General features: G+C 70.4%; 24 protein-coding genes. 23 read left to right on the top strand and 1 reads right to left on the bottom strand.

Annotated elements, in window-relative coordinates:
• The 23 genes from H8N03_RS12495 (at nt 1) to H8N03_RS12385 (ending at nt 25057) form a co-directional block, all read left to right on the top strand.
• The gene (locus H8N03_RS12495; protein ID WP_187076504.1) at nt 1-1521 is read left to right on the top strand and encodes an indolepyruvate oxidoreductase subunit beta family protein; all 1521 of its coding nucleotides are present in this window, start codon (nt 1-3) and stop codon (nt 1519-1521) included.
• Nucleotides 1518-2483, top strand: a complete 966-nt coding sequence (locus H8N03_RS12490; RefSeq protein ID WP_187076503.1) for a PDR/VanB family oxidoreductase — start codon at nt 1518-1520, stop codon at nt 2481-2483. The genes H8N03_RS12495 and H8N03_RS12490 overlap by 4 nt, the downstream gene beginning before the upstream one ends.
• A 13-nt stretch (nt 2484-2496) precedes the next feature.
• Nucleotides 2497-3816: an aromatic ring-hydroxylating dioxygenase subunit alpha gene (locus H8N03_RS12485; protein WP_187076502.1), complete on the top strand. Its 1320-nt coding sequence runs from the start codon at nt 2497-2499 to the stop codon at nt 3814-3816.
• An 8-nt stretch (nt 3817-3824) separates the two neighbouring features.
• Complete coding sequence (locus tag H8N03_RS12480; RefSeq protein ID WP_187076501.1) at nt 3825-4304, top strand: aromatic-ring-hydroxylating dioxygenase subunit beta; 480 nt, start codon at nt 3825-3827, stop codon at nt 4302-4304.
• Nucleotides 4305-4311: 7 nt separating this feature from the next.
• Nucleotides 4312-5931 carry an AMP-binding protein gene (locus H8N03_RS12475; protein WP_187076500.1) on the top strand — a complete coding sequence of 540 codons (1620 nt, stop codon included), beginning with the start codon at nt 4312-4314 and terminating at the stop codon, nt 5929-5931.
• Nucleotides 5928-7100 carry a thiolase family protein gene (locus tag H8N03_RS12470; protein ID WP_187076499.1) on the top strand — a complete coding sequence of 391 codons (1173 nt, stop codon included), beginning with the start codon at nt 5928-5930 and terminating at the stop codon, nt 7098-7100. Before H8N03_RS12475 ends, H8N03_RS12470 begins: the two co-directional genes overlap by 4 nt.
• On the top strand, nt 7097-8350 hold the full coding sequence (locus tag H8N03_RS12465) for an SDR family NAD(P)-dependent oxidoreductase (protein ID WP_187076498.1): 1254 nt from the start codon (nt 7097-7099) through the stop codon (nt 8348-8350). Before H8N03_RS12470 ends, H8N03_RS12465 begins: the two co-directional genes overlap by 4 nt.
• A 1-nt stretch (nt 8351) precedes the next feature.
• A complete protein-coding gene (locus tag H8N03_RS12460; RefSeq protein WP_187076497.1) occupies nt 8352-9155 on the top strand; it encodes a cyclase family protein in 804 nt (267 codons plus the stop codon).
• A complete protein-coding gene (locus H8N03_RS12455) occupies nt 9152-9880 on the top strand; it encodes an SDR family oxidoreductase (RefSeq protein ID WP_187076496.1) in 729 nt (242 codons plus the stop codon). Before H8N03_RS12460 ends, H8N03_RS12455 begins: the two co-directional genes overlap by 4 nt.
• A 19-nt stretch (nt 9881-9899) precedes the next feature.
• The gene (locus H8N03_RS12450; RefSeq protein WP_187076495.1) at nt 9900-11051 is read left to right on the top strand and encodes an ABC transporter substrate-binding protein; all 1152 of its coding nucleotides are present in this window, start codon (nt 9900-9902) and stop codon (nt 11049-11051) included.
• A gap of 19 nt (nt 11052-11070) precedes the next feature.
• Nucleotides 11071-12228, top strand: coding sequence for an ABC transporter substrate-binding protein (locus H8N03_RS12445; protein ID WP_187076494.1), 1158 nt, complete (start codon nt 11071-11073; stop codon nt 12226-12228).
• A gap of 13 nt (nt 12229-12241) precedes the next feature.
• Entirely contained in the window at nt 12242-13549 is a 1308-nt protein-coding gene (locus tag H8N03_RS12440) for an aromatic ring-hydroxylating dioxygenase subunit alpha (RefSeq protein ID WP_187076493.1), read from the top strand.
• A gap of 55 nt (nt 13550-13604) precedes the next feature.
• Nucleotides 13605-14075, top strand: a complete 471-nt coding sequence (locus tag H8N03_RS12435; protein ID WP_187076492.1) for an aromatic-ring-hydroxylating dioxygenase subunit beta — start codon at nt 13605-13607, stop codon at nt 14073-14075.
• Nucleotides 14076-14103: 28 nt separating this feature from the next.
• The gene (locus tag H8N03_RS12430) at nt 14104-15258 is read left to right on the top strand and encodes an ABC transporter substrate-binding protein (protein WP_187076491.1); all 1155 of its coding nucleotides are present in this window, start codon (nt 14104-14106) and stop codon (nt 15256-15258) included.
• Nucleotides 15259-15291: 33 nt separating this feature from the next.
• Nucleotides 15292-16347: a branched-chain amino acid ABC transporter permease gene (locus H8N03_RS12425; protein ID WP_187076490.1), complete on the top strand. Its 1056-nt coding sequence runs from the start codon at nt 15292-15294 to the stop codon at nt 16345-16347.
• Nucleotides 16344-18182 (top strand): branched-chain amino acid ABC transporter ATP-binding protein/permease, encoded by a 1839-nt coding sequence (locus H8N03_RS12420; protein WP_187076489.1) that lies wholly within the window; start codon nt 16344-16346, stop codon nt 18180-18182. The genes H8N03_RS12425 and H8N03_RS12420 overlap by 4 nt, the downstream gene beginning before the upstream one ends.
• Nucleotides 18179-18907 (top strand): ABC transporter ATP-binding protein, encoded by a 729-nt coding sequence (locus H8N03_RS12415; RefSeq protein WP_187076488.1) that lies wholly within the window; start codon nt 18179-18181, stop codon nt 18905-18907. The genes H8N03_RS12420 and H8N03_RS12415 overlap by 4 nt, the downstream gene beginning before the upstream one ends.
• Nucleotides 18897-20471 (top strand): ATP-dependent acyl-CoA ligase, encoded by a 1575-nt coding sequence (locus tag H8N03_RS12410; RefSeq protein WP_187076487.1) that lies wholly within the window; start codon nt 18897-18899, stop codon nt 20469-20471. Before H8N03_RS12415 ends, H8N03_RS12410 begins: the two co-directional genes overlap by 11 nt.
• A 9-nt stretch (nt 20472-20480) precedes the next feature.
• Nucleotides 20481-21251, top strand: a complete 771-nt coding sequence (locus tag H8N03_RS12405) for an SDR family NAD(P)-dependent oxidoreductase (protein WP_187076486.1) — start codon at nt 20481-20483, stop codon at nt 21249-21251.
• Nucleotides 21248-21664: an acyl-CoA thioesterase gene (locus H8N03_RS12400; RefSeq protein ID WP_354005113.1), complete on the top strand. Its 417-nt coding sequence runs from the start codon at nt 21248-21250 to the stop codon at nt 21662-21664. Before H8N03_RS12405 ends, H8N03_RS12400 begins: the two co-directional genes overlap by 4 nt.
• Before the next feature lie 78 nt (nt 21665-21742).
• On the top strand, nt 21743-23806 hold the full coding sequence (locus H8N03_RS12395; RefSeq protein WP_187076485.1) for a response regulator: 2064 nt from the start codon (nt 21743-21745) through the stop codon (nt 23804-23806).
• Between the two features lie 5 nt (nt 23807-23811).
• Entirely contained in the window at nt 23812-24309 is a 498-nt protein-coding gene (locus tag H8N03_RS12390) for a hypothetical protein (protein WP_187076484.1), read from the top strand.
• Nucleotides 24310-24403: 94 nt separating this feature from the next.
• Nucleotides 24404-25057 carry a DUF6064 family protein gene (locus H8N03_RS12385; protein ID WP_187076551.1) on the top strand — a complete coding sequence of 218 codons (654 nt, stop codon included), beginning with the start codon at nt 24404-24406 and terminating at the stop codon, nt 25055-25057.
• Here H8N03_RS12385 and H8N03_RS12380 read toward each other — a convergent pair whose 3' ends face one another.
• Nucleotides 25058-25693 (bottom strand): GntR family transcriptional regulator, encoded by a 636-nt coding sequence (locus tag H8N03_RS12380; RefSeq protein WP_187076483.1) that lies wholly within the window; start codon nt 25691-25693, stop codon nt 25058-25060.

Here is a 25693-nt window from a genome sequence, read left to right as displayed (position 1 = left end):
ATGAACGCACAGCAGCCGATCAAGATCGCGATCCTTGCCATGGGCGGCGAGGGCGGCGGCGTCCTCGCCGACTGGATCGTCGACCTGGGCGAGGCCAACGGCTACATCGCCCAGACCACTTCCGTGCCCGGCGTCGCCCAGCGCACCGGCGCGACCATCTACTACGTCGAGATGTTCCCGCGCGAGCAGGCGGAGCGTGACGGCGGCCACCCCATCCTCGCGCTGATGCCGCTGCCCGGCGACGTCGACGTGGTGCTCGCCTCCGAGCTGATGGAAGCGGGCCGTGCGGTGCAGCGCGGCCTGGTCACGCCCGACCGCACGACGCTCGTCGCCTCCACGCACCGCGTGTACTCCATCGCCGAGAAGATCGCCATGGGCGACGGCCGCGCCGACAGCAACAACCTGCTGGCGCACGCGCAGTCGGCCGCGCGGCGCTTCGTCCGCTTCGACATGGCGCAGGTGGCCGAGGCGAACGGCAGCGTGATCAGCGCCGTGCTGTTCGGCGCACTCGCCGGTACCGGCGTGCTGCCCTTCAGCCGCGCGCAGTTCGAATCCACCATCGAGCGCGGCGGCGTCGGCGTGAAGGCGAGCCTTCGCGCGTTCGGTGCCGGCTTCGCGCAGGCGGACGCCCCGGCGCGCGACGAAGCCACCCCGACGGCGGCGCTGCGCCCGGCCGGCACGCCGCACGACCCGCAGGTGCGCGCGCTGCTCGCCCGCATCGCCAAGGACTTTCCGCTCGCCGCGCAGCCGGTGCTGGTGGAAGGCGCGCGCCGCCTCGTCGACTACCAGGACCCGGCGTACGCCTCCCTCTACCTGGACCGACTGCAGCGCGTGCAGCAATGGCCCGGCGGCGACCAGCAGTTGCTGGTGGAGACCGCGCGCCACCTGGCGCTGTGGATGGCGTACGAGGACACCGTGCGCGTCGCGGAACTGAAGACGCGCGCGAGCCGCTTCGAGCGCGTGGGCAGCGAGGTGCGCGTGCAGGACGACCAGGTGCTGGACATCAACGAGTTCATGCATCCGCGCCTGCAGGAGATCTGCGACACGCTGCCGGCCGGCCTCGGCCGCTGGCTGGCCCGTTCCGGCTGGCCGCGCCGCGTGGTGGAGCGCGCCACGCGCAAGGGCAAGGTCGTGCGCACCAGCTCGCTCGGTGGCTTCCTGCTGCTGTACACGCTGTCCGGCCTCAAGCGGTGGCGCCGCGGCAGCCTGCGCTACCAGGCGGAGAACGCGCGCATCGAGGACTGGCTGCAGCGCATCGCGGCCGCCGCCGCCATCAACCCGCAGCTCGCGGTGGAAGTCGCGCAGTGCCAGCGCCTGGTCAAGGGATACGGCGACACCCACGAGCGCGGCACGCGCAACTACGAGACGCTGATGGATGCCGTCCGCCGCGCCGGCGCGCGCCTGGCGCCCGCCACCTTGCGCGAGCTGCGCGACGCGGCGCTGGCCGACGAGGCGGGCAAGCAACTGGGCGCCGCCCTGGAGCGCCTGTCGCTGGGCGGCCCCCTCAAGGAGGCCGCATGACGCTTGCGCTGCGTGTTGCGGAAAGCCGCGACCTCAACCCGCTCATCCGCCTGCTTCGGCTGCGTTCCGATGACGGCGCCGTGCTGCCCGGCTACGAGCCCGGCGCCCACGTGCGCGTGCAGGTCACGCTCGCCGACGGCAAGCAGGACTGGCGCCACTACTCGCTGGTGAACCTGCAGCCTGGCGCGGACCTGCGCACGCCGCGCGAGTACGTGATCGCGATCCGGCGCGAAGACACCGGCCGTGGCGGTTCGCGCTTCATGCACACGGTGCAGGCGGGCGACCTGCTCACGATCGAGCCGCCCAGGAACGACTTTCCCCTGCGTGCCGGCACCGCCGTGCTGGTCGCCGGCGGCATCGGCATCACCCCGCTGGCGAGCATGGCCGTGCAGTGCCGCGCCGCGGGCCAGCCCGTGCGCCTGCACTACGCCGGTCGCAGCCGCGCGCTGCTGGCCTTCCTGCCGGAACTGCAGGACCTGCTGCGCGAAGACCTGCGGGTGCACGCCGACGACGAGGCCGGTGCGCCGCTGGACGTCCAGGCGCTGCTGGACGCCTGCGCCTGGAACGACACGCTGTACGTGTGCGGCCCGCAGGTGATGCTGGACGCGGTGCTGGCCGGCGCGCAGGCGCGCGGCTGGCCGCGCGAGCGCGTGAAGTTCGAGCTGTTCTCCGCGCCGCCGGCTTCCGAGACCGAGGCGGGCTACGAGGTGGTGCTGTCGCAGTCCGGCCGCACCCTGCGGGTCGCCCCCGGGCAGAACCTGCTGGAGTGCCTGGAGCAGAACGGCTGCGACCCGATGTTCGACTGCCGGCGCGGCGAATGCGGCGTGTGCAGCGTGGCGGTGCTGGAAGGCGAGATCGAGCACCGCGACTACTTCCTGAGCGACGCCGAGAAGGCGTCGGGCAAGGTGATGCAGATCTGCGTGTCGCGCGCCCGCGGGCCGCGGCTCGTACTGGACATGTGAGGAGCGAAGTCCGATGACGACCAACCGTTACCGCGGCAACCCCGAGGCCCTGGCCGCCCTGGTGCAGCCCGATCGCGTGCACCGCGACCTGTACATCAGCCAGGAAGTGTTCGAGCTGGAGCAGGAGCACTTCTTCGGCAACACCTGGAACTACGTCGGCCACGACAGCCAGCTGCCCAGGCCCGGCGACTACATCACCAACGAGATCGGCGGCCGCCCGCTGATCATCGTGCGCCACACCGACAACTCGGTGCGGGTGATGATGAACCGCTGCGCGCACAAGGGCTCGCGCCTCGTGAACGACGGCTGCGGCAACACGGGCAAGTTCTTCCGCTGCCCGTACCACGCCTGGACCTTCAAGACCGACGGCGCGCTGCTGGCCATCCCGCTGAAGAACGGCTACGAAGGCACGAACCTGCACCAGTGCGAGAGCGGCAAGGGCCTGGTGACGGTGAAGAACGTGCGCGTGTACCGCGGCTTCATCTTCGTGAAGATCAACGACGCCGGCCCCGGCTTCGAGGAGTACTTCGGCGACTCGCTGAGTTCCATCGACAACATGGCGGACCGCTCCCCCGAGGGCGAGCTCGAGATCGCCGGCGGCTGCCTCCGTTTCATCCACCAGTGCAACTGGAAGATGTTCATCGAGAACCTCAACGACACCATGCACCCGATGGTGGCGCACGAGTCCTCGGCGGGCACGGCCAAGAAGATGTGGGCGGACAAGCCCGCGGACGCGCCCAAGCCCATGGCGATCGAGCAGTTCGTGCCCTTCATGTCCGACTACAAGTTCTTCGAGGACATGGGCGTGCGCGTCTACGACAACGGCCACAGCTTCTCGGGCGTGAACTTCAGCATCCACAGCAAGTACTCCGGCATCCCGGCGTACGAAGAAGCGATGGTGAAGACCTACGGCGAGGAGAAGGCGCACCGGATCCTGGGCCTCACGCGCCACAACACCGTCTACTACCCGAACCTCACCATCAAGGGCGCCATCCAGGCGATCCGCGTCGTGAAGCCGATCGCCGCCGACAAGTGCGTGGTGGAGAGCTGGACGTTCCGTCTCAAGGGTGCGCCGCCGGAGCTGCTGCAGCGGACCACCATGTACAGCCGCCTCATCAACTCGCCGTTCTCCGTGGTCGGCCACGACGACCTGCAGGCCTACCGCGGCATCCAGGCGGGCCTGCATGCCAGCGGCAACGACTGGGTGAGCCTGCACCGCAACTTCCAGGAGAACGAGATCGGCAAGCGGGAGCTGACCGCCAACGGCACGAACGAGATCTCCATGCGCAACCAGTACCGCGCCTGGGCGAAGTACATGACGCTGACGATGTGAGGACCACGATGGAACCGACCCGCCAGGACCTCATCGACTTCGTGGTGCGCGAGGCGCGCCTGCTCGACGAGAAGAAGTTCGAGGAGTGGAATGCCTTGTTCACCGACGACGCCTTCTACTGGGTGCCGCTGGTGCCGGACCAGCCGGACGGCATCAACCACACGTCGCACCTGTACGAGGACAAGCTGCTGCGCGAGCTGCGCATCGAGCGCCTGAAGAGCCCGCGCGCCTTTTCGCAGCAGCCGCCGAGCCGCTGCCACCACCTGCTGCAGACGCCGACCGTCGAGGCCTTCGAGCCCGAGGCCAACCGCTACGTGGTGCGCACCGAGTTCCACTACACCGAGACGCAGGGCGACGAGCTGCAGATCCACGTGGGGCATTTCCTGCACCACCTCACGGTGCAGGGCGGCGCGCTGCGCATGACGCTCAAGCGCGTGAACCTGATCAACCCGGACGCGGCGTTGCCGGCCGTGCAGCTGTTCATCTGAGCGCGCGATGAGCACCGTCCACCAACGCTTCGCCGCGACCGCGGCCCGCGCGCCGGCGAACGAGTTCCTGTTCCTCGACGCGGTGACGGCACAGGTCTACGGCATCCCGGCCCGGCCGGTGCACTGGGGCGAGGCGGCCGCGGAAGTCGAGCGCCTGCGCTCTGCGTACGCCGCCGCCGGCTATGGCCACGGCCACCGCGTCGGGCTGCTGCTGGAGAACCGGCCCGCCTTCCTGTTCCACTGGTTCGCGCTGAACGCGCTGGGCGTGAGCGTCGTGCCGATGAACGCGGAGATGCGTTCGGCCGAACTGGAGTACCTGGTCGGCCACAGCGAGATCGTGCTGGCCGTGACCTTGCCGCAGCGGGAAGCGGACCTGCGGGCCGCCGCGTCCGCGGCCGGCGTGCGCATGGCCACGTGGGATCCGGAGCAGGGCGCCGTACCGTCCGCGCCCACGAAGGCTCCGCTCGCGGGCGAGCCAGGCCTCGCCACCGAGTGCGCGCTGCTCTACACGTCCGGCACGACGGGTCGCCCGAAGGGCTGCCGCCTCTCCAACGAATACTTCCTGCGCGCCGGCGACTGGTACGCCGGCCTGGACGGCGTGTGCTCGGTGCGCCGCGACGCGGAACGCATCATCACGCCGCTGCCGCTGAACCACGTGAACGCCATGGCGTTCTCCACCATGGTGGTGCTGACGGCGGGCGGCTGCCTCGTGCAGCTCGATCGCTTCCACCCGAAAAGCTGGTGGCAGAGCGTTCGCGACAGCCGCGCGACCATCGTGCACTACCTGGGCGTCATGCCGGCCATGCTGCTGTCCGCGCCGGCGTCGCCCGCCGATCGCCGGCACGAGGTGCGCTGGGGTTTCGGTGCCGGCGTCGACAAGAAGAACCATGCGGTGTTCGAGGAGCGCTTCGGCTTCCCGCTGGTGGAGGCCTGGGCGATGACCGAGACCGGCGCCGCGGCCTGCATCATGGCCAACCACGAGCCGCGCCACGTGGGCACCAGCTGCTTCGGCAAGCCGGAAGCGTTCGTCGAGATCCGGCTGGTGGACGAGGAGGGCCGGGATGTTCCGTACGGCACGCCCGGCGAACTGCTCGTGCGCGCCAGCGGCCCCGATCCGCGCCGCTACTTCTTCGGCGAATACCTGAAGGACGCCGAAGCGACCGCCGAAGCCTGGGCCGATGGCTGGTTCCACACGGGGGACATGGTCAAGCGCGACGACGCCGGCCATCTCTTCTTCATCGACCGCAAGAAGAACGTGATCCGGCGCAGCGGCGAGAACATCTCCGCGGTGGAGGTCGAGAGCGTGCTGAACCAGCACCCGGCCGTGAAGAGTTCCGCCGTGGCCGCGACGCCCGACGCCGTGCGCGGCGACGAGGTGCTGGCCTGCATCATCCCGCGCGACCCCGTCCCAGCGGACCAGCGCGAGGCGCTCGCCGCCAGCATCGTGCAGCACGCGCTGGCGCAGCTCGCCTACTACAAGGCGCCCGGCTACGTGGCCTTCGTCGACGCCGTGCCGCTGACGCCGTCGCAGAAGATCCAGCGCGGCCTGCTGCGCGAGCTGGCACTGTCCTTGCCTGCGGATGCGTGCTGCATCGACACGCGCACCATGAAGAAACGGCAAGCATGACCCGCAAGCGCATGTCCTACGAAGGCGTGGCCGTCGCGGTGCCCGTGACGGTGCCCTACGTCCGCTATTCGACCCACAACGCGCACTGGTTCATCGGCCAGGCGCTGCAGGCGCTGGTGCGCGAGTCCGGCATCCCCAAGGAGCAGATCGACGGCCTCACCATCAGCAGCTTTTCGCTCACCCCCGACACCGCGGTGGGCGTGACGCAGCACATGGGCGTGTCGCCGCGCTGGCTGGACCACATCCCCACCGGCGGCGCGTCCGGCGTGATGTCGCTGCGCCGTGCCGCGCGCGCCGTGCAGGCGGGCGACGCCGACGTGGTCGCCTGCGTCGCGGCCGACACCAACCACGTGGAGTCGTTCCGTCTCACGCTCGGCGCCTTCAGCAACTTCGCGCGCGACGCCAGCTACCCCTACGGCTCCGGCGGCCCGAATTCGATCTTCGCGATGATCACCGCGAACTACATGCGCACCTACGGCGCGCAGCGGGAAGACTTCGGCCGCATCGCGGTGGCCCAGCGCACCAACGCGCTGCGCAACCCGAACGCGCTGTTCAAGAAGCCGCTGACGCTGGACGAGTACATGTCCGCCCGGGTGATCTCCGACCCCATCCACCTGTTCGACTGCGTGATGCCCTGCGCGGGCGCCGAAGCCTTCCTCGTGATGCGGGAGGAGAAGGCCCGCGAGCTGGGCCTGCCGCACGTGCTGGTGCGCGGCTCCATCGAGCGGCACAACGCCTACTCCGACGACCCCGTCATGGTGCGTGGCGGCTGGCGCATGGACCGCGACGACCTCTACGCGCAGGCCGGCGCCGCGCCCGCCGACGTGGACTTCATCCAGACCTACGACGACTACCCGGTGATCGTGATGCTGCAGTTCGAGGACCTGGGCTTCTGCGGCAAGGGCGAGGGCCCGGCCTTCGTGCGCGAGAAGAGCACCACCTTCGACGGCGACCTTCCCAACAACACCAGTGGCGGCCAGCTGTCCGTGGGCCAGGCCGGCGCGGCCGGCGGCTTCCTCGGCATGACCGAAGCGATCCGCCAGCTCACCGGCCAGGCCGGCGAGCGCGCCGTGAAGGACGCGGAGCTCGGCCTCGTCACCGGCTTCGGCATGGTCACCTACGACCGCTGCCTGTGCACGGGCGCCGTGCTGCTCGGGAGGTCCGCATGACGATGCCGCTGATGAAGCCGAAGCGGAAGAACCCGGTCCTCCGCACCCGGCAGATGAACCTGCCGCCGTGGGCGCGCGGCCGCGTCGCGCTCGGCATGACGGCCGCTGCCGCAGAAGGCCGGTTCGAGCTGCAGGTCTGCAAGGACTGCAGCGCCGTGCAGTACCCGCCGCGCGAGGCCTGCCACAAGTGCCTGTCGCCGCGCCTGCAGTGGAAGCCGCAGTCGGGGCAGGGCACCTTGCTGGCCACGACCACGCTGCACCACAGCAACGACCTCTTCTTCCGCGAGCGCCTGCCCTGGCGCATGGGCCTCGTGCACCTGGATGCGGGCCCCACCGTCATCGTGCACCTGCACGGGGAGGTGGGCGACGCGCCTGCGCGGGTGCACGTGGGCGCGCGCCTGGACCGCGCGGGCCAGGCGGTGCTGATCGGATTCCCCGAGAACGGGAGTGAACACATGGCTGACGACAGGATGCTGCGAGAAATGACGAGCGACCCCAAGTTCCGCAAGGTCCTGGTGACCGACGGCAAGACCGCCGTGGGCCAGGCGCTGGTGCAGGCGCTGGTGAAGGCCGGCGCCGAGATCGTGTGGGTCGGCCACGCCGAACCCTGGAAGAAGCTGCCCGGCTTCGAGGACATCACGAAGATGAAGGAGGTCACCCTGGTGCCTCTCGACGTGACCAACGGCCGCTCGGTCACGGAGCTGGCCGGCGAGATCGGCGGCAAGGTCGACATCGTGATCAACAACGCCGAACTGCACCGCACCTTCGGCATCTCCAACCGCCGCGGCACCGACGTCGCCAAGAACGAGATGGAGATCAACTACTTCGGGCTGCTGCGCCTGGCGCAGGAGTTCGGCCCCGCGCTGCGCGCCCGCTCGGCCGACGGCGTGACGCATGCGGCGGCGTGGGTGAACCTGCTGTCGATCTATGCGCTGTCCAACTATCCGCCGCACGGCACCTTCTCGGCCTCCAAGGCCGCGGCGCTGTCGCTGGCGCAATGCCTGCGCGCGGAGATGCGGCCCGCCGGCATCCGCGTGATCAACGTGTTCCCCGGTCCCATCGACGACGAGTGGAACCAGAACCTGCCGCCGCCCAAGGTCGCGCCGTCCGCGCTGGCCAGCGCCATCGTGAAGGCGCTGAAGGAAGGCATCGAGGACGTGTACCCCGGCGACGTGGCACAGGAATGGCTGGAGCGCTGGCGCGACAACCCGAAGGTGCTCGAGCGCGAACTGGCCGCCGGAGGCTCCTGACATGGCAACCGCAAGCGCAACCCCCAACCTCCTGGCGAGCGTGGCCCTCGCCCTCGCCACCGGCCGCATCCGCGTCGTGGACCTCACGCAGACGCTCACGCCCGAGTTCCCGCAGATCGCGCTGCCGCCCGAGATGGGGCAGTGCTGGCCCTTCCGCATCGAGGAGGTCTCGCACTACGACGAGCGCGGCCCGGGCTGGTACTGGAACAACTTCTCCTGCGGCGAGCACACGGGCACGCACTTCGACGCCCCCATCCACTGGATCTCGGGCAAGGACCTGCCGAACAACTCCGTGGACACGATCCCGGTGCAGGACTTCGTGGCGCCCGCCTTCGTCATCGACTGCTCGGAGCAGGCGAAGAAGGATCCGGACTACCTGCTGACGGTGCAGGACATCGAGGAGTTCGAGAAGCAGCACGGCCGCATCACGGCCGGCGCCTGGGTCCTGATGCGCACCGACTGGTCCCAGCGCCAGGACCCCGAGGCCTACCAGAACTTCGACGAGACGGGCCAGCACACGCCGGGCCCCAGCTCCGAGGCGGTGCAGTTCCTCGTGGAGCAGCGCCAGGTGCTGGGCTTCGGCTCCGAAGCCATCGGCACGGACGCGGGGCAGGGCTACCACCTGCGGCCGCCTTACCCCTGCCACTACTACATGCACGGCGCCGGCAAGTACGGCCTGCAGTGCCTCGCCAACCTGGACCTGCTGCCGCCCACCGGCGCGATCCTGATCTGCCCGCCGCTGAAGATCCAGAAGGGCAGCGGCAGCCCCTTGCGCGTGCTGGCGCTGGTGGAGGACAAGCCATGAACCCCAACAAGGTTGCGGTCGTGACCGGCGGCAGCGCCGGCATCGGCAAGGCGATCTGCGAATCGCTGCTCGCCGACGGCTACGAAGTGATCTCGCTCGCGCGCCGCAAGAGCGAGATCGCGCATCCGAAGATGCACGACATCGAGGTGGACCTGATGGACCGCGCCGCGACGGCGGAAGCGGCGAAGGAGCTCGCGAAGCGCTTCGAGGTCACCACCATCATCCACAACGCCGGCGTGATCCGTCCCGCGCTGCTGCCGGAAGTGCAGCTCACCGACGTGGATGCGCTGGTCAACCTGCACTGGGGCGCCGCCCTGCTGCTGGTGCAGGCCTGCCTGCCGGCGATGCGCGAACGCAGGTTCGGCCGCATCCTGCTGATGTCCTCGCGCGCCGCGCTGGGCGCGCAGACGCGCACGGCGTATTCCGCCACGAAGTCCGGCATGCTGGGCCTGGCCCGCACCTGGGCCCTGGAACTCGCGCCGCACGGCATCACCGTGAACGTGGTCGCGCCCGGCCCCGTGCACACCGAGATGTTCTACGACGTGATCCCGGCCGGCAGCGAGCGCGAGCAGAAGCTCGCCGCGTCCATCCCCGTGGGCCGCATCGGCGAGTCGGCCGACGTCGCGCGCGCGGTGTCCTTTTTCATCCATCCCGATGCCGGCTTCGTCACCGGCCAGTCGCTGTATGTGTGCGGGGGCGCCAGCCTCGGCAGCATTTCCCTGTGAGAACCCAAGGAGAACACGAATGAAAGCCATGCACCGCCTCGCCGTCGCCCTGGCCGGCACGGGCCTCGCGCTGAACGCGCTGGCCGCCGACCTGAAGGTCGGCTTCATCACCTCGCTGTCCGGTCCGGTGTCCTCGCTGGGCATCCCCTACGACAAGGGCATCAAGGCCGCGGCCGCCTACAAGTCCGTGATCGGCGGCCACAAGGTGCAGCTGGTCGCGCTGGACGACACGTCCGATCCCGCCACCGCCGCGCGCAACGCACGCAAGCTGATCGAGGAAGACAAGGTCGACGTGGTGATCGGCACCGCCGGCTCCCCGGGCGCGCTGGCCATCGCCGCCGTCGCGCGCGAAACGAAGACGCCGCTGATCTCCATCGCCAACGCCAACCTGCCCGGCGAAGACGGTGCGTGGATGGTCACGCTGCCGCAGCCCGCGCCCCTGATGGTCAACGCCGTCGTCGAGCGCATGAAGAAGAGCGGCGTGAAGACCGTGGGCTACATCGGCTTCTCCGACGCCTGGGGCGACCTGGTGTACGACTCGCTGGTGCCCGCCGCCAAGGCTGCCGGCATCCAGGTGCTGACGAACGAGCGCTTTGCGCGCGCGGACAGCTCGGTGACCGGCCAGGTGCTGAAGATCGTCGCGGCCAAGCCGGACGCCGTGCTGACCGGCACCTCCGGCACGCCGGGTGCGCTGCCGTACCGCGCGCTCGCGGAGCGCGGCTGGAAGGGCCAGATCTACGGCACGCACGCCCTGATCAACCCCGACTTCGTGCGCGTGGGCGGTCCCGCGGTGGAAGGCCTGCTGGCGCCCACCGGCCCGGTGATCGTGGCGGAGCAGCTGCCCGAGAGCAACCCGATCCGCAAGGTGGCGATGGACTTCCGCTCGGCCTACCAGAAGGCCAACGGCGCCGTGCCCACCGATGCCTTCTCCGCGTACTCCTTCGACGCCTGGCTGCTGTTCGCCAATGCGGCCGAGCGCGCGCTCGCCACGAAGGTCGAGCCGGGGACGCCGCAGTTCCGCGTCGCGCTGCGCGATGCCATCGTCAACACCAAGGAGCTGGTGGGCACGCACGGCGTCTACAACTTCAAGCCCGACAACCGCTACGGCTCCGACGAGCGCTCGCGCGTGATGGTGAAGCTGGAAAAAGGCGAGTGGAAGCTCGTCCCCTGAAGAAGAGAACACACAAGACATGACGAAAACGAAGTTCGCATTCCGCCTGGGCACGCTGGTCGCCGGCGTCGCCCTGGCCGCCCCGCTGCTGGCCGCCGACCTCAAGGTGGGGTTCATCACCTCCCTGTCCGGTCCCGCGTCCGCACTGGGCATTCCGTACAACAAGGGGCTGCAGGTCGCGGAGACCTACAAGAACACCATCGCCGGCCACAAGGTGCAGGTGATCGTGCTGGACGACGCGTCCGATCCCGCCACCGCGGCTCGCAACGCGCGCAAGCTGGTGAACGAAGACAAGGTGGACGTGCTGATCGGCACCTCCGGCGTGCCGGGCGCGATGGCGATCGCCGCCGTCGCGCGCGAAACCAAGACGCCCCTGATCTCCCCGACGCCCGTGAGCGTTCCTGCGGACGACGGCGGCTGGACGGTCACCGTGTCGCAGTCCTTCCCGCTCGTGGTTTCCGCCGTCGTCGACAAGATGAAGGCCAACGGCGTGAAGACCGTGGCGTTCATCGGCTTCTCGGACGCGCTGGGCGACCAGACGCTGGCCGCGCTGGAAAAGGCGGCAGGTCCCGCGGGCATCAAGATCGTGGCGCAGGAGCGCTATGGCCGCTCCGACTCCTCCGTCGCCGGCCAGGTGCTGAAGATCATGGCGGCCCGTCCCGACGCGGTCTTCGCCGGCAACTCCGGCACGCCCGGCGCGCTGCCTTTCCTGACCCTCGCGGAGCGCGGCTACAAGGGCGGGCTCTACGGCACGCACGGCCTGGTGAACGCCGAATTCGTGCGCGTGGTCGGCAAGGCGGGCGAAGGCATCCTGCTGCCCAGCGGCCCGGTGCAGGTGGCCGACCAGCTGCCCGCCAGCAATGCGTCGCGCAAGATCGGCATGGAGTACCGCGAGGCGTACAAGAAGAAGCACGGCGAGTATCCCGCCGACGCCTTCTCCGCCTACACCTTCGACGCGTGGCTGGTGTTCGCCGACGCGGCCGCCCGCGTGGGCAACAAGGCGGAGCCGGGCACGGCGGCCTACCGCCAGGCGCTGCACGACGCCATCCACCAGACCAAGGACGTGGTCGGCACGCACGGCGTCTTCAGCTTCAAGGGCGACGACCCCAACGGCCTCGACCGCCGCGGCGCCGTGATGATCCGGCTCGAGAAGGGCCAGTGGAAGCTGGCCCCGTAAAGGGAGAGCGAAGATGGCGCCGACCCGCAACGACATCCTCGCCCTGGTGCAGGAGGATCGCGTCCACCGCGACCTGTACCTGAGCGAGGAGCTGTTCCGCCTGGAGCAGCGCCACTTCTTCGCCAACACCTGGAACTTCGTCGGCCACGCGAGCCAGGTGCCGAACCCCGGCGACTACGTCGCCGTGGAGATCGCCGGCCAGCCGCTCCTGATGGTGCGGCAGCCGGACGCCAGCATCCGCGTGCTGAACAACCGCTGCGCCCACAAGGGCATGCCGCTCGCCACCGATGCCTGCGGCAGCACCGGCAAGTTCTTCCGCTGCCCCTACCACGCCTGGACGTACAAGCTGGACGGCTCGCCCCTCGCCATCCCGATCAAGAACGGCTACGAAGGCACGCGCCTGAAGGAGTGCGCGTCGGGGCAGGGCATGGGCGCGCTCGCGAACGTGGAGGTGTACCGCGACTTCGTGTTCGCCAAGGTCAACGAGGGCGGGCCGGACTTCCGTTCCTACTTCGGCGACGTGCTGGGCGCGATCGACAACCTGGTCGACCGCTCGCCCACCGGCAAGCTGAAGGTCGAAGGCGGCATCCTGCGCAACGTCATCCACTGCAACTGGAAGATGTACCTGGAGAACATCAACGACACCGTGCACCCGCAGTCGGCGCACGAGTCGGCGACGGCCGCCGCCAACATCCTCTGGCAGGGCAAGCCTGTCGACGAACCCAAGCCGATGGCGATGGAGCAGATCCTGCCCTTCGGCGCCGGCTACGACTTCTTCGACCGCATGGGCGGCCGCGTGTACCCCAACGGGCACAGCATGCTGGGGGTGAACTTCAGCATCCACTCGGGCTACGCGCAGGTGCCCGAGTACGAGGCCGCGCTCGTGGCGGCCCATGGCGCCGAGCGCACCGCGGAGATCCTGCAGCGCTCGCCGCAAAACTCCGTTTGCTTCCCGAGCCTGTCGGTGAAGAGCTCGCCGCAGGCGATCCGCGTGATCCGGCCGCTGGCCGCGGAGCGCACGCTCATCGAGGCCTGGAGCTTCCGCGCGGAGGGCGCCCCGGACGTGCTGTTCGAGCGTTCCATGACCTACAACCGGCTGGTGTTCTCGCCGATGTCGGTGGTGGCGCACGACGACGTGCACCTGTTCGAGAGCATCCAGGAAGGCCTGAAGGCCGGCCGCAACGAGTGGATCAGCCTGCACCGGGACTTCGACCCCGCGGAACTCGAAGGCGGCACGCGCGAGGTGAACGGCACCAGCGAGCTGCTGATGCGCAACCAGTTCCGCGCCTGGGCCCAGTACATGACGGCGGACATGGCATGAGCGCCGCCCGGCCGTCCGAAGGCGCTCGCACCGCAGTGCGTAGCACGGAGGTTTCATGATGCTCCCGATCGATTTCGTCGCCAATGAAGCGCGGCTGATCGACGAACAGCGCTTCGACGACTGGCTGGCCCTCTTCACCGAGGACGGCCGCTACTGGGTTCCCCTGCGGGGTGCCGCGCAGGCGGAAGGCGAGGCGCACGTCTCGCTCGCCGACGAAGACCACCTGCTGCTGCAGCTGCGCGTGCAGCGCCTGAAGAACCCTAAGGCGCATTCCCAGCACCCGCGCAGCCGCTGCCAGCACGTGCTGCAGCCCTCGCAGGTCGTCGCGCAGGACGACGCCGCCGGTACCTGCGAGCTGCGCACGCCCTTCCTCTACATCGAATCCCGCGGCGCGCGCCAGCTGCAGCTCGCGGGAACGGCCACGCACCGCCTCGTGCGGGCGGGCGACGCATGGCGCATCCGCATGAAGCGGGTCGACCTGCTGGACGCGGGGGAGCCCCTGCCCGCGATCCAGCTCTTTCCGTGAGCCAGTCCTTCACCTGGAGACAACCAAGATGAACGCTCTCTCCCGCCGCGCCCTCGTGGCCGCCTCGCTCGCCCTGGGCCTCACCGGCCTGGCGTCCGCCGCCGACCTGAAGGTGGGCCTCAGCGTCTCGCTGTCGGGGCCCAACTCCTCGCTGGGGGTGCCTTACGCGAAGGGCATGCAGGCCGCCATCGCCTACAAGCCCGAGATCAACGGCCGCAAGGTGCAGCTGGTCGTGCTGGACGACAACTCCGACCCCACGACCGCCGGCCGCAACGCGCGCAAGCTGATCGAGGAGGAGAAGGTCGACGTCATCATGGGCACCTCCGGCGTGCCCGCGGCGATCGCGATGGCGCAGGTGGCGCGCGAGACCAGCACGCCCATGATCGGCCTGACGCCGATCTCGCTGAAGGGACCGGACCTGGACTGGACCGTCACGGTGGCCCAGCCCACGCAGCTGATGGTGGACGCGGTGGTCGAGCGCATGAAGAAGGCCAACACGAAGACCGTGGCGTACATCGGCTTCTCCGACGCCTGGGGCGACCTCGTGTACGACGCGCTGATGAAGGCCACCGAGAAGGCCGGCATCAAGGTCGTGACCAACGAGCGCTATGCCCGCGCCGACCAGTCCGTCACCGGCCAGGTGCTGAAGATCATCGCCGCGCGCCCCGATGCGGTGATGACCGGCGGCGCCGGCACGCCGGGCGCGCTGCCGTACCTCACGCTCGCCGAGCGCGGCTTCAAGGGCCCGATCTACGGCCAGCACGGCCTGATCAACGCGGACTTCGTGCGCGTGGGCGGTGCCGCCGCCTCGGGCACGCAGGTGCCCACCGGCCCGATCATCGTCGCGGAGCAGCTGCCCGACAGCCATCCGACCAAGAAGGTCGGCCTCGACTTCCGCAACGTGTTCCAGAAGGTGAACAACGCGCCGACGACGGATGCGTTCTCCGCCTACTCTTTCGACGGTTACCTGGTGTTCGCCGATGCCGCGGCGCGCGCGATGAAGACCGCGGAACCCGGCACGCCCGCTTTCCGCGTGGCCCTGCGCGACGCGATCATGAACACGAAGGAAGTGGTGGGCGTGCACGGCGTCTACAACTTCAGGAAGGGCGAGCTGTACGGCGTGGACGAGCGCGCGCGCGTGATCGTCAAGCTGGACAACGGCAAGTGGACCCTCGTTCCGTAACGACGGCCTGAAACGCGGATCCTGGAGAGCTGAATGACTTGGGACGTAGCACTCATCCTGGGCATCGACGGCATGGCCAACGGGGCGGTGTACCTGCTGGCCGGGCTGGGCCTGGTGCTGATCTTTTCCGTCACGCGGGTGGTGTTCGTCCCGTTCGGCGACGTCGCGGCCTTCTCGGCCCTGAGCCTGGCGGCGTTCGAGGCGGGGCGCCGCCCCGCCACCATCGGGCTGGTGCTCACGCTGGCCGCGCTCGCGGTCGTGGTGGAGGTCGTGTCGCTCGCGCGGCGCGGCGAGTTCGCGCGCATCCCGCGCGCGGTGATCGGCTGGGGCGTGCTGCCGGCGCTGCCCTGCCTGCTGGCGTGGGCCGTGGGCGGGCAGCAGGTGCCGCATGCGGTGTTCATCGCCACGGCCATCCTGCTGGTGGTGCCGATCACGCCGCTCGTGGCGCGCATCGCGCTGCAGCCGATCGCCGACGCGTCCACCCTGGTGCTGCTGATCGCCTCGCTGGCGCTGCACTTCCTGCTCTCCGGCCTCGGCCTGCTGTTCTTCGGGCCGGAAGGTTCGCGCACGGCGCCGCTCGCCGAAGGCTCCCTGGCGCTGCCGGGCGGCTTCTCCGTGAGCGCGCAGGTGCTGCTGATGATGACGTCCGCCATCGTGCTGAGCGCGATGTTCTTCCTGGCTTTCGAGCGCACGGCGATCGGCAAGGCCTTGCGCGCCACGGCGGTGAACCGCATCGGCGCGCGGCTCGTGGCCATCCGGCCTGCGCGGACCGCGCTGCTCGCCTACACCTTCGCGGGCGTGCTGGCCGGCCTGATCGGCGTGCTGGTGGCGCCGGTGACGACCATGTATTACGACTCCGGTTTCCTGATCGGCCTGAAGGCCTTCGTCGCCGCCATCATCGGCGGCCTCGTGAGCTATCCGCTCACCGCCGTGGGTGCGCTCGCCGTCGGCGTCGTGGAGAGCTTCGGCTCCTTCTGGAGCGGCGCGCTGAAGGACGTCATCGTGTTCAGCCTGCTCATCCCGGTGCTGATGATGCGTTCCGCCATGACCCGGCATCCGGAGGAAGAGGTGGAGGAGATCGACCAATGAACCGCCCCCGCGTGATCCTGCTGGCGGTCGTCGTCGCCGTCCTGGCGCTGGCGCCGTTCGCCCTCGGCAACTTCGGCGTCAGCCTGCTGAACGACATCGGCATCAGCGCGCTGGTCGCCCTGGGCCTCGTGCTGCTGACGGGCGTCGGCGGCGCCACGTCCTTCGGCCAGGCGGCCTTCGTCGGCATCGCCGCCTATGCGACGGCGTGGCTCACCACGGCACAGGGCTACTCGCCCTGGATCGGCTTGCTGTTCGCGCTGCTGCTCACCGGCGTGGCGGCGCTGGCCATCGGCCTGCTGACGCTGCGCCTGGGCGGCCACTTCCTGCCGCTGTCCACCATCGCGTGGGGCCTGTCCATCGCGCTGCTGTTCGGCAACATGCAGGCCCTGGGCAGCCACACGGGCCTGTCCAAGATCCCGGCGCTCGTGCTGGGTGGCGTCTCGCTCGCCGACCCGCGCGCGATGTACTACCTGATCTGGGTGGTGGTCGGCCTGGCCGTGCTCTTCTGCTACAACGTGCTGCAGTCGCGATCGGGCCGCGCCATCCGCAGCCTGCGCGGCGGCGCGATCCTGCTGGCCAGCGTGGGCGCCGACGCCTTCCGTGTGCGCCTCACGCTGTTCGTGCTGGCGGCGCTGCTGGCCGGCGTGGCCGGCTGGCTCTATGCGCACACCAACCGCTTCGTGAGCCCGTCGCCCTTCGACGTGCGGGCCAGCATCGAGTACCTGCTGATGGCGGTGGCCGGCGGCCTGGGCCAGTTGAGCGGTGCCATCGTCGGTGCGGCCCTGGTGCTGGTGATGAAGAACGCGCTGCAGGACGTGCTGCCGATGTTCACCCAGCGCGGCGGCGAGCTGCAGGCGGTGGGCTTCGCCATCCTGTTCCTGCTGCTGCTGCACTATGCGCGCGCGGGCCTCATGGGCTTCGTCACGCGCTGGACGCGCGGGCGCTTCGCACGGAAGGAAGCTGCGCAGCCGCCGCAGGCGCCGCCCCTGCCGCGCCGCGAGCTGCCGGCACGCGGCACCAAGCTGCTGGGCGTGCGCAACGCGGTGAAGCGCTTCGGCGGCCTGGTGGCCGTGAACGACGTGAGCTTCGAAGTGGCGGCGGGCGAGATCGTGGGCCTGATCGGCCCCAACGGTGCCGGCAAGTCCACGATGTTCAACCTGCTCACGGGCACGGCGCCCATGACCAGCGGCAGCGTGGAGTTCCTCGGCGAGGACGTGACGGGGCTGCAGCAGCGCGTGATCGCCAACCGCGGCATGGCGCGCACCTTCCAGCACGTGAAGCTGCGCCCGCACATGACGCTCCTGGACAACGTGGCGCTCGGCGCGCACGGCCGCACGCACAAGGGCCTCATGGCCGCGGGCCTGCGCCTGGACCGGCGCGAGGAAGCGCAGATCATGGCGGAGGCCTGGCGCCAGCTGGATCGCATCGGCCTCGCGCAGCGCGCGCACGAGCTCGCCGGCAGCCTGCCGCTGGGCACGCAGCGCATCCTGGAGATCGCGCGTGCCCTCGCGGCCGACCCCGTGCTGCTGGTGCTGGACGAGCCCGCCGCCGGCCTGCGCCGCAAGGAGAAGCAGGAGCTCGGCGAGCTGCTGCGCAAGCTCCGCGCCGAAGGCGTGACCATCCTGATCGTCGAACACGACATGGACTTCGTGATGAAACTCGTGGACCGCCTGGTCGTGATGAACTTCGGCTCCAAGCTCACGGAAGGCGTGCCCGCCGCCGTGCGCGCCAACCCCGACGTGCAGGCCGCCTACCTCGGTGGCCCCGTCAACACGCCGCCTGCCGCGCGCGTCGAAGAGCCGCCCCGGAAGGCGGCGGTGGGAGCCGCAGCATGACCGCGATGCTGGAAGTCGAAGACCTGCACGTTTCCTACGGGCAGGTGGACGCCGTGCGCGGCGTGACGCTGACGCTGGAGCCGGGGCAGATCGTCTCCGTGATCGGCCCCAACGGCGCCGGCAAGACCACGCTGCTGGCCGCCGCCATGGGCCTGCTGCCGTCCAAGGGCAAGCTGCGCTTCGAAGGCGAGGACCTGCACGGCCTGGACGTGGAGGCGCGCGTGGAGCGCGGCCTGTGCCTGGTGCCGGAGAAGCGCGAGTTGTTCGGCGAGCTCACGGTGCTCGACAACCTGATGCTGGGCGCCTTCCCGCGCAAGCTGCGGGGCGCGGCGCTCAAGAAGCAGATCGACTTCGTCTGCGAGCGCTTTCCGCGCCTGGGCGAGCGCCGCGCGCAGCGCGCCGACACGCTCTCGGGCGGCGAACGGCAGATGCTCGCGCTCGGCCGCGCGCTGATGTCCTCGCCGCGCCTGCTGATGCTGGACGAGCCGAGCCTGGGCCTGGCGCCCCTGATCGTGCAGGAGATCCTGGGCTTCGTGCGCGGCCTGCGCAGCGAAGGCGTGTCCATCCTGCTCGTGGAGCAGAACGCGCGCGCCGCGCTGGACAGCTCCGACCAGGGCTACGTGCTGGAGACCGGCGAGATCGCGCTCAGCGGCCCGTCGGAGAACCTCGCTGTGGACCCGCGCGTACAGGCCACGTACCTGGGCGGCGCGACCGATGAAGACTGAATGGCTGCTGCCGCCCGGCGAGCGCACGCTCCCGGGCCTGCTGCGCCGCCAGGCGCGGCTGTTCGGCGCGCGGCCCTTCCTGTCCATGCCCGGCGCCGAGTGGCGGCACGCGGATGCGGCGCAGGCAGCGGCGCGGCGCGGCGGTGCCTTGCGGGCTGCCGGCGTGGAGCAGGGCGATCGCGTGGCGGTCATGTGCCCGAACCGCGCCGAATGCCTGGAGACGGTGCTCGGTTGCGGCTGGATCGGCGCGGCCTCCGTGCCGGTCAACAGCGCCTCCATGGGGCCGCAGATCCAGTACCTGCTGGCCGACAGCGGCGCGCGCCTGCTGGTGATCGACGAGGCTTTCCTGGATCGGCTGGAGACGGCGGACCTCGCCGCCACGGGCTTGCAGCAGGTGTGGGTCGTGGGGGCGTCGAAGGCACCCGCCGACATCGGTGCCGTGCGCGTGACGTCGTGGCCCGCGCCCGGCGATCCCGTCGAAGCGGCGGCCGTGCAGCCCGCCGACACCTTCGCCATCCTCTACACCTCGGGCACCACGGGTCCCTCGAAAGGCGTGCTGTGCCCGCATGCGCAGTACTACTGGTGGGGCGCGAACAGCGCGGACGTGCTCGGGGTCGGTGAGGACGACGTGCTGTGCACGACGCTCCCGCTGTTCCACATCAACGCGCTCAATACCTTCGCGCAGGCGGCCGTCGCCGGTTGCCGCGTGCATTTCCTCGAGCGCTTCTCGGCTTCCGGCTTCTGGCCGGCGATGGCGCGCACGGGCGCGACGGTGGTCTACCTGCTGGGCGCGATGGTGCCCATCCTGCTGGCGCAGCCGGCCGGCGCCGCGGAGCGCGACCACCGCGTTCGCATCGGCCTCGGTCCCGGCGTGCCGGAGGCGGCAGGCACCGCGTTCCGCGAGCGCACCGGCGTGCTGCTGCTGGAAGGCTACGGTTCCACGGAAACGAACTTCGTGATCGCCACCGCGCCCGATTCGCCGCGCCGCGGCGTGATGGGCTGGCTGCGCGCCGGCTTCGAGGCGCGGGTGGTGGACGATGCGGACAACGAGCTGCCGGCTGGCGAGGCGGGTGAACTGGTGCTGCGCGCCGGCGAACCCTTCGCCTTCGCCACCGGCTATTTCGGCAAGCCGGAGAAGACGGTCGAGGCCTGGCGCAACCTCTGGTTCCACACGGGCGACCGCGTGGTGCGCGAAGCCGACGGCGCGTTCCGCTTCGTGGACCGCATCAAGGACGCGATCCGCCGCCGGGGCGAGAACATCTCCTCGTGGGAGGTGGAGCAGGTGTTGATGGCACATGCCGCGGTCGCGTCGGTCGCCGTGTATCCCGTTCGCTCCGAGCTGGCGGAGGACGAGGTGATGGCCGCGGTGGTGCTGCGCGAAGGCGCGAGCGCCGCGCCCGCGGAGCTGGCCGCCTTCTGCACGGCGCGCCTGCCGAAGTTCGCCATCCCGCGCTACATCGATGTCCTGCCGGAGCTCCCCCGCACGGAAAACGGCAAGGTGCAGAAATACAAGCTGCGCGAGCGCGGCGTCCCGCCCGGGTGCTGGGACCGCAGCGCGGCGTAGGAGACCCCCATGACCCCATCCCTCACCGGCCGCCACGCCCTCGTGACCGGCGCCGCGCGCGGCATCGGCGCGGCCATCGCCCGTACCCTGGCGCAGGAGGGCGCCCGCGTGACGCTGCTCGGGCGCAAGCGCGAGACGCTGCAGGCACTGGCAGGCGAACTGCCCGGGGAGCACGGCTTCGTCGTGGCCGACGTGGCCGACGAGGCGCAGGTGCGCGCCGCCTTCGCCGAGGCGCGCGCCGCGCGCGGGCCGGTCACCATCCTCGTCAACAACGCGGGGCAGGCGGAGAGCGCGCCGTTCGCCAAGACTTCGCTGCAGCTGTGGCGCCAGATGCTGGACGTGAACCTCACCGGCACCTTCCTGTGCACGCAGGCGGCGCTGCCGGACCTGCTGGCCGCGGGCGGCGGCCGGGTCGTCAACATCGCCAGCACCGCCGCCCAGAAAGGCTATGCCTACGTCAGCGCCTATGTCGCCGCCAAGCACGGCGTGCTGGGGCTCACGCGCTCGCTGGCGCTGGAGCTGGCGCGGAAGAACATCACCGTCAATGCGGTCTGCCCCGGCTACACCGAAACCGACATCCTGCGCGAGAGCATCGCCAACGTGGTCGCCAAGACGGGACGCAGCGAGGAGCAGGCACGCGCGGAGTTCGCCGCCGGCAACCCGCAGCAGCGCATCGTGCAGCCGCAGGAAGTGGCCGACGCGGTGCGGTGGCTGTGCGGCGACGGGGCGGCCTCGATCACCGGGCAGGCGATCTCCGTGTCCGGCGGGGAGGTCATGTGAATGCTTTCGAGGTCCCGCGCAGGATCCGCTTCTCGGATTGCGACCCGGCGGGCATCGTCTTCTACCCGCAGTACTTCGTCATGTTCAACGGGCTGATGGAAGACTGGGTGGACGGGCCCCTGGGGATCGGCTTCGCCGACCTCGTGAGCCGCCGCCGCATCGGGCTGCCCACCGTGCGCCTGGAGGCCGACTTCCGGGCGGTGAGCCGCTTCGGCGACGACGTGGTGCTCTCGCTGCAGGTGGAGCGCCTGGGCGGCAAGTCGCTGACGCTGGCCTTGCAGTGCCGCGCGGCGGGCAGCGGGGAACTGCGCATGGCGATGCGGCAGGTGGTCGTGACCACCTCGCTGGAGACCCACGCCGCGATCGACGTGCCCGCGGACCTGCGGGAAGCGATCGCCCGGCACGCCGACTGAGGGGGCGTACGACCTTCGGGCGACTGGACGCCGCCGCCGGCACCCTTATCATGGAGGCCGAGCAGGAGGAAAGTATTAGTGCCCGAGCAACCGCCTTCCACGAGGCAGCGCAAGGCGCCGGGGGAGGCGCCGCCAGGCTTCTATCCCCACGGGTTCGTCGAGGCCCACCGCCAGAAGATCTTCATGGGCCTCTCGATCGCGGGCACCCTGCTGCTGGGGCCGTTCGCGGTGAACAACTTCTTCCAGGACCGCGTCGTGCTGGGCGTCGTCACCAGCGCCTTCGTCGTGTGCCTGCTGCTCAACGCGTTTTCCATCGCGAGCGGGCGGCGCGCCGTGGTCCCGCCGGAGGCCATCTTCGTCGCGTCGCTGCTGGGACTGGCCATGGCCATGTACCGCAACGGCCTCATTGGCGTGCTCTGGGTCTATCCCGGCATCCTGCTGTTCCACTTCATGCTCTCGCGGCGGCGGGCGAACATCGCCAACGTGACGCTGATCCTCGTGACGATCCCGCTCGCGTGGATGCAGCTCGGGCCGGAGCTCACGGCGCGGGTGACGGTGACGCTGGCCCTGCTGGTGGTCTTCACCAACATCTTCTCGTACATCGCGGACACCCAGCACGCCAAGGAGGCGGAGCAGCGGGAGCGCCTCGACGCCCTGGTGCGCCAGCTGGAGGACCAGAACCAGGCGCTGCGCGACGCCTTCCGCCTGCGCGAGGAGGTGGAGCGCATCGCCCGCCACGACCTCAAGACGCCGCTCGCCAGCATCGCCACCGTCCCCCGCCTGCTGCGCGAACGCGGCACGCTGGCCCCGGCGGACGACGAGCTCCTCGGCACCGTGGAGCGTGCCGCGCTGCGCGTCCTGAGCATGGTGAACCTCTCCCTGGACCTGTTCCGCATGGAGGAGGGCACCTACCGCCTGCGGGCGCAGGCCGTGGACCTCGCGGCGCTGGTGCAGACGGTGACGCGCGAGCTGGATGCGCATGCGCGCTCCAAGCAGCTGCGCATCGTCCACGACCTGCCCCTGCAGCCGGTGTACGCGCAGGGCGAGGAGCTGCTTTGCTATTCCACCATCGCCAACCTGCTGAAGAACGCGCTGGAGGCGTCGCCCGACGGCGCCGAGGTGCGGGTGACCCTGCGCCGGGTGAGCGACGAGAACGGCGACGCCGTCGCCCTGGACATCCACAACCTGGGCGAAGTGCCCGCCGAGGTGCGTGACCGCTTCTTCGAGAAGTACGCGAGCCACGGCAAGCGGGACGGCAACGGCCTCGGCGCCTATTCGGCGCGGCTCATGGCGCGGGTGCAGCGCGGATCGCTGCGCATGACGTCGGACGCGGCGGGCACGACGCTCGCGCTGCGCCTGCCGCTCTGGCACGCGGCGCCGCCGGTGCGCACGCGCAACGGGCGGGCCTCGCCGCAGGCGATCGTGCCCGCGAACGCGCTGCCGGCGCTGTCGGTGCTGGTCGTCGACGACGACGAATACAACATCGTGGTCCTCAAGAGCCTGCTGCCCAGCCCGCCGCTGACGGTGCGCACGGCGGTCAACGGCCGCATCGCGCTGGAGCTCGCCCGCGAAGCCCGCCCGGACGTGATCTTCATGGACCTGGAAATGCCCGTGCTGGGCGGCATGGATGCCGTGCACCGGATCCGTGCGCTGCAGAAGGAGCGCGGCGAGGCGCCCAGCCTCATCGCCGCCTTTTCGGCCCATGACGACGAGGCGACCCGCAAGCGCTGCCTGGAAGAGGGCTTCGACCTCTACCTCGCCAAGCCTTCCTCGCGCGAGGAGGTGTTCGCGGTCCTGTGCGGACAGGACCCGTCGGCGCTCGCCCATCCGGGCAAGGGCGCGCCGGTCCTGGTCGAACCGGGCCTGATGGCGCTGATGCCGGAGTTCCTGTCCTCCCGCCGGCAGATCGCCGAGGAACTCGCCGCCGCCGTGGCGGACGGGCGCCGCGACGCGATCCGCACCACGGCGCACAAGCTCGCGGGCAGCCTCGCGATGTACGGGTTCAAGGACGCGAGCAGCGCCAGCCGCGACCTGGAAGAGGCCGCCGCGACGGAGGACCTGGCCGTGCTGCAGGCGCGCTGCACGGCGCTGAGCGACATGCTGGCGCAGGCGCGTCCGGTGGCGCGTCCGGCGGCGGGATGAATGCCATGCGTTCGCTGCTTCCGGCCTGGACCCTGCTCGTCGCCGCCCTCGCGGCGGGATGCGCCTCCGCTCCCTCGCGCACGGACGCCGAGCGCGTGAGCGGGGAGCTGGTGCGCCTTTCGGGCATCGCGCTCGGCACGGCGTCCAGCGGCGACGACGTGCGGCCGCTGCTGCGCGAAGCCTTGAAGGCGGGGCCGCGCACGCGGGTGGTGCGCATCGCGGGGCACCGCTTCGTGCTCGCGCCTGCGACGCTGGACGCCATGGCGCCCGGGAGCGGCCCCTACCGCTGGCTGGTGGCCCAGAGCCTGGAGTTCGCGGAGCAGGCCTGCCTGCCGTTCGTGGCGCCCGGACGCGGCTGGCGTGCCCAGGCCGGCGCCACGGGCTCCGTCACGCTCGACGCGTCCGCCGAGCACGTGCAGTGGGTCAACGTCGGCATCGAACTGCACCGGGGCTGCATCGTCGCCCTGCACGTGGAACAGGCGAGCGCGTTCCAGCGGCAGTGAGAGGCGGTGGGCGCGCGTCCGCTCCCTTGACCCTGCTCAATTCCCACGCGGCGCTGCCGGCTAACGTGGGATGACCGCGTCTCCGGAGCACGCCATGCTGCCCTTCACGCACCAGCAGTTCCTCGATGTGCTGTCCGCCTACAACGCGGCGGCCTGGCCGGCCCAGGTGCTCGCCTACCTGGCGGGGCTGGCGGCCTGCTTCGCGCTGGTGCGCCGCGGGCCGGGAAGCGGCCGCTTCGTCGCGACCACGCTGGCGGTGGGCTGGGCCTGGACCGGCGTCGCCTACCACCTGCTGCAGTTCACGCACATCAACCCTGCTGCCTACGCGTTCGGGGCACTGTTCCTCCTGCAATCGGCCTTGTTCCTGCTCGCAGGCTGGCAGGGGCGGCTGGAGTTCGGGGCGGCGGGCGGGCCCAGGCGCGTGCTCGCGTGGGCGCTCTTCGCCTATTCCGGCGTCGTGTATCCGCTGATCGGGCTCGCCGCCGGCATGCCGGCAGCGCAGCTTCCCATGTTCGGCATCACGCCGTGCCCGCTCACGCTGTTCACGTTCGGCGTGCTGCTGCTCGCGACGGCGCGCCTGCCGTGGTGGCTGGTGGTGGTGCCGTCGGCGTGGGCCCTCGTCGGCGGTTCCGCCGCCTTCCTGCTGCAGGTGCCGCAGGACTGGCCCTTGTTCTTCTCCGTCCTGCTCGTGCCGGTGCTGGTCCGCCACCGCCGGGGCGACGCGGTGACGGCCACGGCCACGCCCTAGCTACGCCGCCGCTTCCAGCCCGTTGCGGAAGTGCTCCTGCATGCGCGCCCGCGTGCCCTCGGCGTCCCGCGCGGCCAGCGCCTGCATCACCGCCGCGTGTTCCGCGAGCGACTCCTCGACGCGGCCCGACTTCAGCAAGGAATGCTGGCGATTGAGCTTCATCACCTTGCGCAGGTCCGCGACCATCTGGTTGCGCCAGCGGTTGCCGGCGATCTCCAGCAGACGCATGTGGAAGCGCTCGTTGACCGCGAAGAAGCGGTCGCGGTCCGCCACGGCGCCCGCCAGCTCCGCGTGCAGCGCCTGCAGTTCCTTCACCTCCGCGTCCGAAGCCCGCTCCGCCACCACGGCGGCGGCGTCGCTTTCCAGCAGGGCGAGGAGGTGGTACACCTCCGCCAGATCGCGCTCGGACACCTCGGTCACGTAGGCACCGCGCCGGACCTTCATGGTCACCAGGCCTTCGGCGGCCAGCACCTTGAGGGCTTCGCGCAGCGGGGTGCGGCTGATCCCGTATTCCTGCGCGAGCTTCACTTCGTCGATCCAGCTGCCGGGCTCCAGCTCGCGGCGGAAGATGCGCTGGCGGATCAGCTCGGCGACTTCCTCGTAGAGGGCGCGGGGGGCTAGCGAGATGGCGGACAT

The sequence above is a fragment of the Ramlibacter cellulosilyticus genome (assembly GCF_014297465.1).
Lineage (GTDB): Bacteria > Pseudomonadota > Gammaproteobacteria > Burkholderiales > Burkholderiaceae_C > Ramlibacter > Ramlibacter cellulosilyticus.
This window is presented reverse-complemented; position numbering and strand designations above follow the sequence as displayed.